The sequence below is a fragment of the Parabacteroides massiliensis genome, assembly GCF_900155425.1.
In the GTDB taxonomy this organism is placed as follows: Bacteria; Bacteroidota; Bacteroidia; order Bacteroidales; family Tannerellaceae; genus Parabacteroides; species Parabacteroides massiliensis.
Map to the genome: position 1 here is coordinate 455,859 of NZ_LT700189.1, position 14,083 is coordinate 469,941.

Sequence of the window (14,083 nt, forward strand, 5' to 3'; positions counted from 1 at the left end):
GCATGATATCGTTCATCCGAAGAGCAGTATATATCCTCGTATATAGTATTCCAGTATAATAAGGATTAAGACTGGTCCGAGCTTGCTTCGAGTGTCAAAAATATATTTCTCTCGTATATAGTATTCCAGTATAATAAGGATTAAGACAATTACGGCTAAGAGTCGTGACAGCCATTTTTGTACCTCGTATATAGTATTCCAGTATAATAAGGATTAAGACGCTACCAATTGTTTTTTATCTTTGGCAACACCTGATACCCTCGTATATAGTATTCCAGTATAATAAGAATTAAGACTTCACCTCAAATTCAAAATCACTAATTTTTCCCGTGTGCTCGTATATAGTATTCCAGTATAATAAGGATTAAGACATTTTCCCGTTCAAAAATAAGGACATAGAGCTTTCCGCTCGTATATAGTATTCCAGTATAATAAGGATTAAGACATCACCAACAATGATGCAATGGGTGTAGTCACTCAAATTCTCGTATATAGTATTCCAGTATAATAAGGATTAAGACTGCGTCAAATTCCACCTATATTACCATCAGACCAAACTCGTATATAGTATTCCAGTGTAATAAGGATTAGTAGGAGAATGGAAGAAATGGCTTTTCTGTCACTTTTATGATTGATTTGCATTAAAAAGTTTGTTTTCCGATTGGGAAACTTTATTTTTGTGGAAATCTAAAAAAAATCTATGTTTGGGAAAATCGAATCTGTTCAAATTCCATTTCATTTCGTGTTATGTTATAAGAGTAATTATTGTCAGGCTGATAGGTGTTTGTGTTATCAGGTTATTGATTATGTGTCGGAAAAGTGGCATATAGTAAATATTGTTAATCCGTCTTCATTCATTTTGATGGAGAGTGTGAATTATTCAAGACTTGTAATTTGATAAAATATGTTTATGGGTATGACGGAGGTTTTTAATCGTGTACAAATGAGAATCCTGGCTGAGTGGTTGCAATAAATAAAAAATAATAATAGAGAGATGAAAAAGATAAAGATTTTGTGTGTTCGCTTCCAAAATGAGTTACGGCCTGACGAAATCGAGATGTTCCGTGGAGCCGTGTTAAGTAAACTACAACAGTCGACTTCTATTTTGTTTCATAACCACTTGGGCAATGGTTATCGTTATTCTTATCCCTTAATTCAGTATAAATGTTTGGATAAGAAAGCGGCTATAGTCTGTTTAGAAGAGGGGACGGAAGTGATTGGGGAGCTGTTTTCTGTGGGTGATTTCTGTTTCCGGATTGGAACCCGAGTGGTAGAGATGAAGATTAGTTCAATAAAGCCATACCAGATGTTGGTGCAATTATGGGACACCTCGTTTGTCTATCGTCTAACTCGCTGGTTACCGTTCAACGAAGAAAACTATCGTGTCTATCAAGCTATGGAAGGTCTTGCAGATCGTTATATTTTCCTTGAAAAGATGTTAGTTGGTAATATTCTCTCATTCGCGAAAGGAATGGGCATCTATTTTAAAGACCGGATTACGTGTAAAATTCTTGAAATCGAAGAACCTTACTGGGTTATATACAAAGGTGTGCGTATGATGGCATTCAATATCTGTTTCAAGTCAAACCTTTCCCTTCCAGATAATATTGGCTTGGGTAAAGGTGTAAGCCTTGGAAATGGCCTTTTACGTACACATTTTCCCCTGAAAAATTGACTTTTATTTTTTTTATTTATTATATTTGGAACGGATATAGTTCTTAGTCTAATAAGTTATGGAAAATTGTAGAGAACGCATTTATTTGGCTGCTTTGCTACATGATATAGGAAAGTTTTATCAACGGGCGGATCAGGCTTTTTCAGACCGGTATAATACGTTGTCGGATTCTTCAAAGCGAATGGCAGAGTTGATATGTCCTGTAAATGAATATGGAAAATTTGGGTATCAGCATGTTGTTTGGACAAACGAATTGTTCGAACGGTTCAGCCGTAAGTTGACGGAGATTCCGGGTATGAAACAAAATCTGTTTTATGATGAGGTGGATGATTCATTGGCCAATTTGGCGTGTAATCATCATGTTCCGCGAACTGAACAACAGGCTTTAGTTTCATTAGCTGATTGGTGGAGTGCGGGCATAGATCGACGTGATCCGAAAGAAAAAGAGAATAGTGATGATGTCGAGCCTATCAAGTGGGGAAAGAACCGGTATAAGCAAATTCCTTTGTATTCCATATTCAATCAATTGTTTGGAGGTGATTCTCGATATGCATTTCCTTTGTTACCACTTGTATTGGAAGAAAGTTTATTTCCTCATGAGGTCAAACAGAAAGAAGATGGTACAGGTCAAGCCTGTTATGCGTTTTTGTGGAAAAAATTTGTCGAAGAGTTTGAATTGCTTCCGACTGACACGTTCAGCGCTTTTTCGGAAAGTCTGATTTATTTGTTGAAGAAATATACTTGGTGCATACCATCTAACACGATGGATATGGCTAATGTGAGTTTGTTTGAACACTTGAAGACTACGGCTGCATTTGCTGATTGTTTATGGCTTTACAAACAAGAAAATCCGGATGACTTTTCATGGAATCCTTCTTGTTACCGATTGGATTTGAAACAGGGTGTTTGTCCAGTTCTGTTGATTGGAGGAGAAATTTCTGGTATACAGAAATTTATATATAATGTATCCTCGCAAAAGGCTGCTGTCAGTTTGAAGGGACGTTCTTTTTATTTGCAATTATTGATAGATTCCATTGTTCAGCGGATCATCAACCGTTTAAAGGTGACAATCGGTCATGTCGTTTATTCTTCTGGAGGTAAATTCTTTATGCTTTTGCCCAATACGGAAAAAGTGAAAGGTGTTTTAAATGAATTGGGAAAGGAGTTTGAACTTTTTTTGTGGAAACAACACAAGGGAACTTTATTATTCAATTGGGATTCTGTCGCTTTTGCGTATGAAACAGGGTCTGGACAATTGTATTTCGAAGGGAATAGGCAGTCCTTGGGGGCTTTGTGGAAACGTCTTTCGGATAAATTAGTAGAGCGGAAAAATCGTAAATTTAGTTCGGTTCTGTTAGCTGATTATGACAATATTTTTGTTCCTCAAACAGTAGATCCTGAATGTAGAATTTGTGCCGTGACAGGGATAGAATCAGCAGACTGTGTAATGGTTGGTTCAAAACAGGAAAATTCGATTTATGTTTTGCCATCGGTTAAAGAACAGATTGATTTAGGAAATGTATTGAAAGATGCCGATTATATACTGACCCATAAATCAGCTGGAGGAGTGGATTATCTGGCGAACCGTTCGAAATTTGATATCTCGGTAGTTGGTGTGCACAGCTACTTCTTTGACCAGAAAGAATTGACTGACGATTATGCACATTTCCGTAAGATCACATCTGCTGATGTGAACCGTGTGAAGCGGATCAATAATACAAACTTTTTGGCTGCTCAGTTGAAGGGGCGGCAGGTTAGCTATGGCTTTCAGTTTTATGGAGGAAATGAACAGGCTAAATCAGGTGCAAACCTTAAAACATTCGAAGAATTGGCCGATGGTTCTTATTTGGGAATTTTGAGGATGGATGTCGATAATTTGGGACGAATATTTATAGAAGGACTTCCTGAACAAGATAAGAGTTTTGCTGCCTATTCAACATTGTCTTTTATGTTAGATTATTTCTTCAGTGGTTATCTGAATGTGATTCGTGAGCGATATAAAGCGGATGTCAATATTCTGTATGCCGGTGGCGATGATGTCTTTGCTATTGGGCGTTGGAAACAGTTGCTTTTGTTCGCACGTGATGTCAGGACAGAGTTCACCAGGTTTGTTGGGCGTAGGGATGTGACGATTTCAGGAGGAATCGTTATTGTGGATCGTAAATTTCCGATAGCCAAGGCTGCCGAACTTGCAGGGGATGCGGAAGATGCTGCCAAAAAGTTCAAGGGAGAGAAGAAGGATGCTTTGAATCTTTTCGGAGAGAATATTTCTTGGGAAGATGAGTTCAATTTCGTAGAAGGTTATAAAGAATGGTTTGTCGATTTGTGCAATAAGGAAGCGATGCCGGTTTCCATCTTGCATAAATTGATGAGTTTTTGTGGTGAAATGAAACGTGGCGAGTATGGTTATATTTGGCATACGGCCTATTTTCTGACACGGTTCTCTGAGGGAAAAAGTGATCGAATTGTTAATTTTTGCAGAGAACTAATGTGTATTTTGTGTGATAAAAGGACATATGAACTGATTGCTATTTCTGCTCGGTGGGCAGAATTGGAATTAAGATTTGAAAAGTAAGAACTAAAAACATAATAGTATGGCATATCCAAATGATAAAATGAAAAAGGATTGGATTCAGAATGGGATATCCAATGAAGCAGTGGAATGGGCTAAATCTTTTGGAGAGTATTTAACAAAGAAGGACGTAAAGGATGTTTTAAGTACTTCGCAACTTAGAAAGTTTTTTGGGGAATTGCGGCGTATCGATTCTGACTTTTCTCATAAAAAAAACGACATTATTATGCTGAAGCCTATGTTGGCTTATGCAGTCGGTAGAGATAAGAAGAAGACAAAAACCAAAGAATTCGGAGAAGAAATGTCTAAGGGTATAGACGCTATCCGTTTAGAAGATGAGGTTCATGCGAAGAATGACTTCAAGAATTTCCTGAAGATATTTGAGGCAATTGTAGCGTATCATAAATTTTATGGAGGAGAGTAAAATATGAAAAGACTGATATCTAAAATAAAAGTAACAGCAGAATTGGAACTGCTCACTGGATTACACATTGGAGAAAATAGTGATAATGTGGAAATTGGAGGTATAGATTCACCGGTTATTAAATCTCCTTTGTATCGAGGTCAGCCCTATATTCCTGGAAGTTCGTTGAAAGGAAAGATGCGTTGTTTGTTGGAACAAATGAATGGTTCTTCTAAAGTGGGCGGTTGTGACAAGATTAATAATTTGTTTGGCTATTCACTTGAAAATAAACCTTCCAAGTTAATAGTTCGAGATGCCTATATGTTGGAATCTTCTGTAAAGGAATTGGAAAATTGCGATAGTTTGGATATGCCTTACACGGAGAGTAAATGGGAAAACACCATTGATCGGGTAAAGGGAACAGCTGAGCATCCTCGACAAATAGAACGAGTACCAGCCGGTGTATGGTTTCATGTTGAATTTATAGTAAATGTATGGGATGATGATAAGGAAGAGGACTTGCTCGGTTTGTTGGATGAAGGTATTAAAGCATTGGAGAATGATTATTTGGGAGGTAATGGTAGTCGTGGGTATGGACAAGTGAAGTTTAGTCCCAGAAAAATAGAACCAGTTTTCCTGAAATCGAAATCAAATTAAAAATTGATCGTATGGCTTCTTTCACGGTTTATAAATTGCATTTTACATCACCGTTGCATATTGGAGATAATCGATTGGATTATAGTATCAGCATGAAAATGATCCAATCTGATACTTTATATGCAGCGGTTACATCTTGTTTGGCCATGTTGGGGGAAGTGATACCGGAAGATGGCGATTTAGGATGTACGATAAGTTCCTTATTTCCTTTTTATCAAAAGAATAAACAGTCTCTTCCTGTTTATTTTTTCCCGAAACCATTGAAGAATATGTTGCTTATAGATAATATTCAATATGCCAAAAAAGTAAAAAAGGTGGGATGGTTGGATAAAAACTATTTTGAGCGGATGATACAAGGTAAGACATTGTTTGGGGATAAATCCATCATAGACGATTTACGGAATGAGTTTCTGACTTGCCAACCCATTCCGGATAAGTTCATAGTGTCGGAAGTTTTATCACGAGTGACGGTTTCGCGGACAGGGGAAGAGGATGCCGTTCCTTTTTATATGGATCGTGTTTATTATAAAGATTATTCTGGTTTGTTTTTCTTGGCACAAGGCGATACCTCTTTATTGAACAAAGGATTGGAGTTGTTGCAACATCAAGGATTAGGAACGGATCGGAATGTTGGAAACGGTTATTTCTTTTATGAAACAGATACATTGGATTTGAATTGTCCTGAGACATCGGAAAACGTAGTTACCCTATCCATGTTTATACCGGATAAGAAAGAGGAGTTGACCCAGATGGTTCAGGGAGAGAATGTCGCTTATGATTTTGTTCGTCGTGGTGGATGGATTACCACTCCACCCAATCTGACTCTGCGTAAGAATGTAATATATGCATTTACACCAGCATCTGTTTTTCATGGTGAAGATGTGACTTCTCCTTTCTGTAAAGGGAAAATAGTCAATTTGAATCCTCGCGTGAATGGCTTGGAGATGATAGATCATCCGATATGGCGGAATGGAAAAGCTATTTTTATACCGATAAGATTTTAGTTTATGGAAGAACTGAATAAGAAATATCCAATAGAGATAGAGATTGTTACGCCGGTCTGCATTGGTGGCGGTGCAGACAAGGATTGGATTAATGGTCTTGATTTTGTGGAATCAGAAAGGAAGATCTACAAATTGAATCTTCGCCGTCTGCTTCATCCTGATTCGGGTGTGGATGTAGAACGGTTGCTTCCCTTATTTGAGAGGAAAGATAAACAGGGAGTACTGAGGTTGTTAGGAAATAAGTTGGATATTGTTTCGGATACAGTGTTTGATATGACTTTTTCATCTACGAATGACATAAAAGCATTTATCAAAAATGAACTGTCAGGGAAACCGATTATACCCGGGAGTTCCTTGAAAGGGGCGGTGCGATCTGTTTTGTTTAAAGAATTGAAGGATCCTGATCAAAAACAAGAAAAATATGTTTTTGGAGAATCGAATAGAGGAAATGAATTTATGCGTTTTGTCAAGTTTTCGGATGTGGAATTTGATCAAACAGGTTTGGTTAATACCAAAATATTCAATTTAAGAAGCGGAGAAAGACCTCGTACATTGGAAGGAGGTTGGAAACATGGTGGAAAAGAAACTTCTTCTATATTTAAACCATTTGGGTTTAATACGATATACGAAGTTTTAATGCCTGGACAAAAGGCGGATGGGGTTATTTTATTGTCTGATAAAATGTTTGATTCATTTTATGATAGTGATAATCCTAAAGATGTATCATATTTTAAGGTGGAAGATAAACGACGTTTATTGAATGTTTCAAACCTGTTCCAATGTATTAATAACCATACGAAGGTTTATTTGGATAAGGAAATAGATTTCTTCGAGACATATCAGGCGGATCGTGTGGATTCTATTTTAGATAATCTGCGTGAAATAAGGTCAAGATTGAATTCCCTGCCTTCATCTTCATGTATTTTGAAGATGGCTGTCGGCTCTGGTTTCCATTCAATAACGGGAGATTGGCAATTTGATGATTTCTTGATTGATGATATTTGCTCACAGAAGAGAAATCGAGGTTATTTTAATTTTAAACCGTCGGCAAAGTCTCGGAAGATTGCTATTACCCAAGAGTCTTTTTCTTTAATGGGTTTTGTCCTGTTGCGATTGTTATCGGAAGATGAAATTAAGGTAAAGGAACAGATACAAAAGATACGTTTTGAGAAAATCGAACAATTAAAAAAACAGGAAGAAAAAAAGAAAAGGGAAACATTCGAACTGCAAGAAAAGAAAGGTAGATATGAGTTGTTTATTCGAGAAGCCGAAGAATGTATGGAAGGAGGTGACAAGGTTGCAGCTTTATCTAAATATAAAATGGCAGCAATAACCTATCCTGACGGCGGTTTGCATGATACGGCAATACATGAAATAGAATCGTTTTTGCAACGGCAGTTGGAAAAGGAAGAGTTGGAAAAGGAAAACAAAGAAGCTGAACGTGAGAGATTGCAAAAGCAACAAGAGTTCGTGGATGGTGGTTTATCTTTTTTGACCGAAGAAAGAGAAGGAAAGTTTGTTGTTAAGGATTTAAAGATGGCTGTCAGCAGGACTGAAAGTTGGCTGAAAAAATCTGGATGTAAATATGTTCCGGTGGATCAGGAGAGTATATTGATACAAACACTGATTCGCCTTTATAGAACTGAAAAGAAACGTGATTTGAAAAGATGGGAAAAAGTATCGGAAGGTAATTGGAAGTCGATATCCAAGATTGTATCAGAGGAGAGGATTCAGATTATTTTTGAGAAAGTAATAGGATAGATATGGCTAAAATACATATAACATTGGTTGGAGGGCAGCCAGCTCCTGTCTATCATGGAATTGTTGCGACAAAACCGGATAGGATTGTGTTTGTCTATTCGGATGAAAGCCGGGAGGTAGTGGAAGCTTTAAAAAGGGAAATAGATATTCCGGTTGAAGAGCAACAACCATTGGATCCGACAAATCCGGTAGAGATTTTGCGTAGGGCAGAAACGTTGGTAAAGAAATATGAGAATGATGAGGTAACGGTGAATATTTCCAGCGGATTGAAATCGTGGTCGCATCTGTTCGGCGTTACTTTTGATAAGCAGCCCAATGCAGCCGTTGTATATATGGACCAAAATAATATCTTATGGAATTATCGAACCATGCAACCGTTATCAGATTTTGAGTTTGATATGCGTACGTTGTTCCGTCTGTATGGAAATTCATTGGAGAATAATTATAAGAAACTTTCGGATTATACGGAAGAAGATGATAGAGCAGTAGAAAAGATAGAAGAGATACGTCTGTTCAATACGAAATCGTTTAATTCTTTGGTCGCATTGTTGGATTCGAAAAAGCAAAATCAATTGAAGACTTGTTCGATAGGTAGTTTTAAGGATAAAGAAAACTATGTAGAGTGGATTCGAAAAAATTCCGTTAAAGAGAATGACAAGGTTATATTATCCTTGTTTCATGAAAGAAAAGGTAAAAAAAGTTGGGATATTGTTTCACCAAATGCGATTAGTTTGGTATTCAATTCAGGATGGTTTGAATATAAAGTGGCTAAATTATTGTCGTCATGGGAGAAGGCAAAAGAGGTATGTTTGAATTGTCGTTTTCCGTTTAAACGGGATTTAGATAAAAATGAGATCGATATAATTGTCAATACAGGAACTAAATTGTTGTTTGTGGAATGTAAAACTCAAATTGCAAAAACGACTGATATTGATAAGTTCAGAAGTGTAGTTAAAACGTATGGCGGAACAGGTAGCAAGGGATTGTTTGTTACGAAAGAAAAATTGTCAGATGTAGCGAGAGCAAAATGTATAGAAAATGCGATATTGTCTTTTTCTTTTAAAGATGCTGAAAACTGGAATTTGCAACCAGAAAAAGCCTTGGCTTTACTTCTGGATAATGAATTGTTTAACATTAATGCAAAATAAATATGGCTCGGAAAGTTTTTATCTCTGTTTTAGGGTATAGTAATTATGGTAAATGTTTTTATACACGCTTGAGTGATAATTTCAAATCGGATGAGGTCCGTTATGTTCAGGAAGCAACGTTGCAATATCTGATGTCTATATCGGAATGGACTACAGATGATTGTGCTTATATTCTTTTGACAAAAGGGGCTGAACAAAAGAATTGGATTGATAATGGACATTGTGAATATGGAACAAATGTATCCATACAACAACCGGGATTAGCATCTGTATTGGAAACAAGGCATTTCCCTTTTTCTATAATTCCGGTCAAGGATATTCCTGACGGTAATGATGAGAAAGAAATATGGACGATATTCGAACGTGTGTTTTCGTTGATTCAAGAAGGTGATGAAATTTATTTTGATTTGACACATGGATTTCGTTATTTGCCAATGTTGATACTTGTTCTTGGTAATTATTCTAAATTACTGAAGAATGTAGTTGTGAAAAGTATCACGTATGGTAATTATGAGGCGCGTAATAAAGAGACCAATGAAGCTCCTTTGATTGACTTGTTGTCGTTATCTAACTTACAAGATTGGACTTCGGCTTCAGCTAGTTTTCTTAGAAATGGAAATTTGTCGATGTTAAAATATTTATGTAAACAAAATTTGGATCCAATATTGAAAGAAACTAAAGGTTCCGATTTGAATGCGAAAACGTTAAGTCAGTATATGAATGCCTTAGAAAAAGTGGTCGATGACATGAATATTTGTCGTGGAGTAAGTATTTTGAAAGGCGATAACATAAAAAATTTATTAGAATGTTCTAACCGGTTATCGGCTGTAATCATTGAACCCATGAAACCAATTGTTGATTGCTTGAAAAGCTCATTTGCCAACTTCATGCCTTCAATGAATATAAAAAATGGTTATTTTGCTGCTAAATGGTGTTTTGAAAATCAATTGTATCAACAGTCTCTTACGATCTTGCATGAAACAATCATTTCTCATATTTGTGAGAGTGAAGGTTTGTGTATTACTGATGAAAGAGAGAGAGAGGCAGTCAATAAGAGTTTCTATATTTTTATTAATGGTGTAGAAAAAGAAAAGTGGGATTGTGATGAGAAGCAAGCGCAATTAATAGAAAAAATGTTGCATAATAGTTGTATAAAAGTTTTGGCTTCAACATTCATGGTTACAACTAATTTGAGAAATGATTACAACCATGCAGGTATGCGTTCTTGTCCGACAAAACGAACAGGGTTGATAAATAATTTGAGAGAACGTTTGGATATTATTCTTTCTATGATTGAGAATAAGGAAATATGTTCATAAACCTATCCAACCATCCCTCTCATACTTGGTCTGCTGAGCAATTGGGAGCTGCTCGGCATTATGGTGGTGATATTGTCGATATACCTTTTCCTTCAGTATCGGCGATGGCGAATGAAGAGATTGTTGCTTGTTTGGCGAAGGAATATGTTGGTGATATTGTTTCGCGTTATGATCCAAAGCGGGATGTGTTTCATGTGATGGGAGAGATGTGTTTTTCGTTTGCATTGGTCCGGTTGTTACAACAGGCTGGATTTGTGTGTGTGGCTTCGACTTCGGAAAGGATTGTGCAAGAAGAGGAGCCGGGGCATAAGGAGGTATTCTTTAATTTTGTTCGGTTCAGGCAATATGGAATCTAAGAAAAAGACAGAGAAAGATAATTTGGTATTGACAGCCAATCAGCAATGTGTTTTGGAGGCGTTAGTAGAGTTTATTCGAGACAAAAAAGCAAGAATTTTTATTCTTTGCGGATATGCTGGTACAGGGAAGACGACAATGATGAAAGTGTTTATTGGGGAGTTGGAACGGCGTAATCTACCTTTTTCCTTGTTGGCATCAACGGGAAGGGCTGCCAAGATATTGTCGAATGCAACGAAACATTCCGCCTCTACGGTACATAGTTTGATTTATAAGTTTGATGATTTGAATCAGAATATGGACAAATTGGTGGCGCAGCGAGAAAAGAACGGTATGGATAAATCCGTGCAATTATTGTTGAATTTTTCGCTGGTTCCGGTTGGGGAGTATTCCGGAGAGTCGAAATATTACATCGTAGATGAATCCTCCATGATTTCGGATGTTGTTGACAAGAATGCGACACAGGCCTGTTTCGGGAGTGGACGTTTATTAGCGGACCTGTTGGCTTTTGATCCGAAAGGAAAATTCGTTTTTGTCGGAGATATTTGTCAGTTGCCACCGATATTGCAGGAAAATTCGCCTGCATTATCATCCGAATATATAGGGAAGACTTACGATATACCAGTTGAAAAGATGGAACTGACCGCGATTGTACGCCAAGATAGTGGAAATGATTTGATACTGTCTGCTCAGAAAATGCGTGCTTTGTATGTGCACCCTCCGGTCTGCACGTGGGGCCGGTTCCCTTTACGCGGGTATGAGCATATTCGTTTGTATCCCTCTCAATTTAACTTGTTGAGCGCCTATATCGAAGATATCAAACTGAAAGGGTACAATGCGGTTACGATGCTTACGCAGTCGAATAAAGCGTGTATGGAATTGACACGTATCATCAGACCTTCTTTGGGATTTCATACTGAACAGATACAAGTTGGCGATTTGTTGCTTGTCACACAGAACAACTATATTTCCGGACTGATGAATGGAGACATGGTAAAGATAATAGAGATCGGTACAAGGCGGGATAGAGCTGGTTTGACTTTTGTTTATGTCAAGGTGGAAGAATTGTTTACCAAGACTGTCTATTCTCAGTTAATGATAGAAAACATCGTGTATGATTCGGTGACCAATTTGACGCAAACGCAACAGAAAGAACTGTTTATTGATTTCTTTATCCGCATGAGAGATAAAGGAATTAGGCAAAAGAGCGAAGCTTTCAATAAGGCAATGATGACGGATCCATATCTGAATGCCCTTAGAGTTGTGTTCGGTTATGTCCTAACTTGCCATAAGGCACAAGGTGGGGAGTGGGAAGAAGTTTATTTAGATATTCCGAGGCGGATTGCCAGAGAACCGAAAGCGGCTACATACCAGTGGTTGTATACGGCTATGACTCGTGCACGAAACACATTGCATATAGTGGATGATTTTTATGTTCAATAGTATTTAGATATATAATTAATATGGGAAACAAGAGCAGTCTTGGTGGGTACCCTGTATTCATTTGTACATTTTCAGTATATCATTCCCTGTAATTTTATTCCCCGAAATCTGATAACATCTCAATACGGTCGTTCATCTCTTCTTTTATTTGATGGCTCCAATAGGCATCAACCCCCGCTATATCCGCATATCGCTGGTAGTCGCTGACAACACCGATTGCCTTTTCTATGAGAGAGTCGGCTCCTTTTATATTGTATTTTTTGGCTATCTCGAGTAAGTCTCCACGTTTAAAGGCTGAGTTTTTGTTGTTTATGCTCAAGCAGTGACGATTTACGTATCCCGGAGCCGACGGATCGACCAAGAATGTGAAATCATAGGTAGGGGTAATATGCCACACCCCGTCTTGTCCCATCATGAAACTGAAATTCTTATTGTGGTCATCCACATTTCCTCCAAGCACATTCATGGTCATGGACAGGAACAGTTGTTGCATTTCCATCGGCATGATACCAATACGACAAGCGGTTTCAAACAGAGACTCATAACTGTCTGCTACCGGATTCATTGCTGCTAAAGTCTGGATATGAATTTTCTCATTTCCTTTGCGGTCAAACCGTTCTGTCAGGAAATGTACATCCTTTTCTCCTTCAATAAGCATCGATGGCATCATTTCCATCCCTGCGTCCTGCGCCATCAAGTAATAGCTATATTCAATACGTGTTGTCGGCAGGTCAAGATGCTCATCAAATTTGATTATCATTGGGGTGAAACCGGATGTGGGAGCATTTACCTGTCCCGAATAGCACTCATAGGTCTCCTTATTCATATGAATGATCGCTTTCGCTCTACGGCCACCGGCTGATGTTCCCACCTTGAACAGGCTCTCGATCATCAAGTCTGGCTGCATTTTCGCTTTGAAGTCCTTAGCTTCGTTCAAGGCAGCACGGGCAAGCCTATACAGGTCGGCAATTTCCACTTTAAACGGTTTTTCCATTTCTTCTGCGGCAGGAGGTATGAACTCCAACGCTCCCATTCCTCGCCTGCCGATGTAGGCCAAACGGTCGAGCGATGACAGGTCACGGGATTTTATATGATGCACTTTTGCCCATTCATTAAATATCCTATTTCCCCAATGGTCAGGCAGTGAATCGGCTATGAAAGAGGGCAGGCCGCAGAAGCTCTTGTCGTCCTCCGCATAAACAGGCAATCCGCGCTGGACGGTTACACCATTTATTGGGGCTTGCAATGGAGCGATGTCATAACCACCCTTTATAAAGTCGCCGTCGAAATAAAAACATACCTTTTCAGTATATTTTTCCTTATAGGCTACCAGTGTGCCAACTTTCCGATTCCACAAAAAGACATCAAGATTTTGTATCATTCTCGTTTCTCCTTACTCTTTTAGGGATTAATTTGTTTAGCTGTTTCAGTGCCAGTGGCGGCATGGGTAATTTAGGCAGCAAATCACAGACGCGTTTCTCCATGCCGATTATCCGCAACAAGGATATGAAATTGTTTAGGGTCATGTTTTGATTGACTCCCTGTTCAAAATGGCTTATTGTGGCAAGGCTCACACCGGATTTCTCCGCCATTTCCTTTTGGCTCATCCGGGCAGCAAGCCTGTACTCCTTTATGCGCTTTGCCAAAAGTAGCATAATATCTTGGTTGGTTACATAATCTGCATCACTCATAACGTGGTAGAATATTACTATTTAATTGCAAAAATACAAAATAATATCCATATATT

At 38.1% G+C, this 14,083-nt stretch carries 12 protein-coding genes and 1 CRISPR repeat array (1 of these 13 running past the window's edge); of the genes, 10 read left to right on the plus strand and 2 right to left on the minus strand.

What is annotated here, in order from left to right:
• Window positions 1-594: a CRISPR direct-repeat array (repeat unit 37 nt; unit sequence CTCGTATATAGTATTCCAGTATAATAAGGATTAAGAC) (it extends 1,231 nt beyond the left edge of the window).
• A 400-nt stretch (window positions 595-994) separates the two neighbouring features.
• The 10 genes from BQ9893_RS01920 to BQ9893_RS01960 are packed head-to-tail and all read left to right on the plus strand — an operon-like array spanning window position 995 to window position 12,336.
• Window positions 995-1,675 carry a CRISPR-associated endonuclease Cas6 gene (locus BQ9893_RS01920; RefSeq protein ID WP_075964494.1) on the plus strand — a complete coding sequence of 227 codons (681 nt, stop codon included), beginning with the start codon at window positions 995-997 and terminating at the stop codon, window positions 1,673-1,675.
• Between the two features lie 58 nt (window positions 1,676-1,733).
• Window positions 1,734-4,250, plus strand: coding sequence for a type III-A CRISPR-associated protein Cas10/Csm1 (gene cas10, locus BQ9893_RS01925; protein WP_075964495.1), 2,517 nt, complete (start codon window positions 1,734-1,736; stop codon window positions 4,248-4,250).
• Window positions 4,251-4,269: 19 nt separating this feature from the next.
• Window positions 4,270-4,671 (plus strand): type III-A CRISPR-associated protein Csm2, encoded by a 402-nt coding sequence (csm2, locus tag BQ9893_RS01930; RefSeq protein WP_075964496.1) that lies wholly within the window; start codon window positions 4,270-4,272, stop codon window positions 4,669-4,671.
• 3 nt (window positions 4,672-4,674) lie between these two features.
• Window positions 4,675-5,307 (plus strand): type III-A CRISPR-associated RAMP protein Csm3, encoded by a 633-nt coding sequence (gene csm3, locus BQ9893_RS01935; RefSeq protein WP_075964497.1) that lies wholly within the window; start codon window positions 4,675-4,677, stop codon window positions 5,305-5,307.
• A gap of 11 nt (window positions 5,308-5,318) precedes the next feature.
• Complete coding sequence (csm4, locus tag BQ9893_RS01940) at window positions 5,319-6,311, plus strand: type III-A CRISPR-associated RAMP protein Csm4 (protein WP_075964498.1); 993 nt, start codon at window positions 5,319-5,321, stop codon at window positions 6,309-6,311.
• Between the two features lie 3 nt (window positions 6,312-6,314).
• Entirely contained in the window at window positions 6,315-8,072 is a 1,758-nt protein-coding gene (locus BQ9893_RS01945; protein WP_075964499.1) for an RAMP superfamily CRISPR-associated protein, read from the plus strand.
• Between the two features lie 2 nt (window positions 8,073-8,074).
• The gene (locus tag BQ9893_RS01950) at window positions 8,075-9,220 is read left to right on the plus strand and encodes a Card1-like endonuclease domain-containing protein (RefSeq protein WP_075964500.1); all 1,146 of its coding nucleotides are present in this window, start codon (window positions 8,075-8,077) and stop codon (window positions 9,218-9,220) included.
• Window positions 9,221-9,222: 2 nt separating this feature from the next.
• A complete protein-coding gene (gene csx2, locus BQ9893_RS01955) occupies window positions 9,223-10,539 on the plus strand; it encodes a TIGR02221 family CRISPR-associated protein (RefSeq protein ID WP_081415347.1) in 1,317 nt (438 codons plus the stop codon).
• Window positions 10,530-10,895 (plus strand): hypothetical protein, encoded by a 366-nt coding sequence (locus BQ9893_RS21055; protein WP_081415348.1) that lies wholly within the window; start codon window positions 10,530-10,532, stop codon window positions 10,893-10,895. Before csx2 ends, BQ9893_RS21055 begins: the two co-directional genes overlap by 10 nt.
• Window positions 10,885-12,336 (plus strand): ATP-dependent DNA helicase, encoded by a 1,452-nt coding sequence (locus BQ9893_RS01960; protein ID WP_075965358.1) that lies wholly within the window; start codon window positions 10,885-10,887, stop codon window positions 12,334-12,336. Before BQ9893_RS21055 ends, BQ9893_RS01960 begins: the two co-directional genes overlap by 11 nt.
• A gap of 94 nt (window positions 12,337-12,430) precedes the next feature.
• Here the strand turns inward: BQ9893_RS01960 and BQ9893_RS01965 are convergent, their stop codons facing one another.
• On the minus strand, window positions 12,431-13,717 hold the full coding sequence (locus tag BQ9893_RS01965) for a type II toxin-antitoxin system HipA family toxin (RefSeq protein WP_075964501.1): 1,287 nt from the start codon (window positions 13,715-13,717) through the stop codon (window positions 12,431-12,433).
• Entirely contained in the window at window positions 13,701-14,027 is a 327-nt protein-coding gene (locus BQ9893_RS01970) for a helix-turn-helix domain-containing protein (protein ID WP_075964502.1), read from the minus strand. The genes BQ9893_RS01965 and BQ9893_RS01970 overlap by 17 nt, the downstream gene beginning before the upstream one ends.
• Window positions 14,028-14,083: the final 56 nt, after the last annotated feature.

Excerpts from the sequence above, each read along its gene's own strand:
- BQ9893_RS01960 (WP_075965358.1), top strand. The coding sequence starts at position 10,885 with ATGGAATCTAAGAAAAAGACAGAGAAAGATAATTTGGTATTGACAGCC.
- BQ9893_RS01945 (WP_075964499.1), top strand. The coding sequence starts at position 6,315 with ATGGAAGAACTGAATAAGAAATATCCAATAGAGATAGAGATTGTTACG.
- csm3 (WP_075964497.1), top strand. The coding sequence starts at position 4,675 with ATGAAAAGACTGATATCTAAAATAAAAGTAACAGCAGAATTGGAACTG.
- csm2 (WP_075964496.1), top strand. The coding sequence starts at position 4,270 with ATGGCATATCCAAATGATAAAATGAAAAAGGATTGGATTCAGAATGGG.
- BQ9893_RS21055 (WP_081415348.1), top strand. The coding sequence starts at position 10,530 with ATGTTCATAAACCTATCCAACCATCCCTCTCATACTTGGTCTGCTGAG.
- BQ9893_RS01965 (WP_075964501.1), bottom strand. The coding sequence starts at position 13,717 with ATGATACAAAATCTTGATGTCTTTTTGTGGAATCGGAAAGTTGGCACA.
- BQ9893_RS01950 (WP_075964500.1), top strand. The coding sequence starts at position 8,075 with ATGGCTAAAATACATATAACATTGGTTGGAGGGCAGCCAGCTCCTGTC.
- BQ9893_RS01920 (WP_075964494.1), top strand. The coding sequence starts at position 995 with ATGAAAAAGATAAAGATTTTGTGTGTTCGCTTCCAAAATGAGTTACGG.
- csx2 (WP_081415347.1), top strand. The coding sequence starts at position 9,223 with ATGGCTCGGAAAGTTTTTATCTCTGTTTTAGGGTATAGTAATTATGGT.
- cas10 (WP_075964495.1), top strand. The coding sequence starts at position 1,734 with ATGGAAAATTGTAGAGAACGCATTTATTTGGCTGCTTTGCTACATGAT.
- BQ9893_RS01970 (WP_075964502.1), bottom strand. The coding sequence starts at position 14,027 with ATGAGTGATGCAGATTATGTAACCAACCAAGATATTATGCTACTTTTG.
- csm4 (WP_075964498.1), top strand. The coding sequence starts at position 5,319 with ATGGCTTCTTTCACGGTTTATAAATTGCATTTTACATCACCGTTGCAT.